Genomic DNA, 829 nt, shown 5'->3' with positions numbered 1-829 from the left:
GTCTTGATTCGTATTTTTATTTTCTTGTACTGGCTGCGGCTTCTTCTCCTGCAGTTGTGGCTGCTGCGATTGCGGCTTGTTGGCAGTAGGTTGAGCGGAAGAAACCGTTACATTTGTTGTTTCTTGCGCGCGCTTTGCAGCTGCATTTTGTTTAATATTGCGGAAAAAACCTTCAACCTTATTTACCATTTCGTTTTCCATGACACTCATATGGTTATTGACTGGCAAATCAAGTCTTTTTAGGATCGTTATGATTTCTTTGCTGCTCATATTAAGTGACTTGGCATACTCGTAAACGCGCAGCTTATCTTTATTGTCCTTGCTGTCTTGTTTATTGTCCAATATGATCCACCTCCGTATTATGGCTCAGATGACTCGCAATCATTTTTCCGAATTGCGCATCGGTTACCGCTATTACAACCCGTTCTGGCTTACCAATCGCCTTTCCTAGTTGCTCACGGTCGAATGCTTCGGCGAGTTGTATTCCGTAGGTGTTGCATTTGTCACGAAACTTTTTTTTCGTATTGTCTGAAGCATCTCCTGCAAGGATAACGAGATGCACTTGTTTATTTCTTACAGCTTTGAGGACAATTTCATCGCCTGTAATCAGCTTTCCGGCACGCATTGCCATGCCAAGCTGTGATAAGCTCTTATTCTGCTTCATCGCTTATCAGCTCCTTACCAGCAATAAACTGTTCCTCTACCGCTATAAAATCCTGCTCAAGTTGATCGTAGATGTGTTCACCAACATGCTGCTTCAGTGCTCGATCAAGCGCCTTGGATTTCTTCGCTAATTTAAAGCAACTGACTTTACCGCATAAATATGCAC

The 829-nt window shown here is 42.8% G+C and carries 2 protein-coding genes and 1 pseudogene; all 3 read right to left on the bottom strand.

Annotated features, from left to right (window positions below):
- Positions 1–270 (bottom strand): annotated as a pseudogene (locus tag AC1DSE_RS35970) (translation initiation factor IF-2); the annotation flags it as partial.
- Positions 271–331: 61 nt separating this feature from the next.
- Entirely contained in the window at positions 332–664 is a 333-nt protein-coding gene (locus AC1DSE_RS35965) for a L7Ae/L30e/S12e/Gadd45 family ribosomal protein (protein ID WP_054028945.1), read from the bottom strand.
- Positions 651–829, bottom strand: a 179-nt coding sequence (locus AC1DSE_RS35960) for a YlxR family protein (RefSeq protein ID WP_477529206.1), incomplete at its 5' end; no start/stop codon positions are given. The genes AC1DSE_RS35965 and AC1DSE_RS35960, both read right to left, overlap by 14 nt.

The organism is Paenibacillus sp. 01L418 (assembly GCF_056400045.1).
The sequence above is the reverse complement of the archived record's forward strand: the minus strand, read 5'-3'. Positions and strand labels throughout refer to the sequence as shown.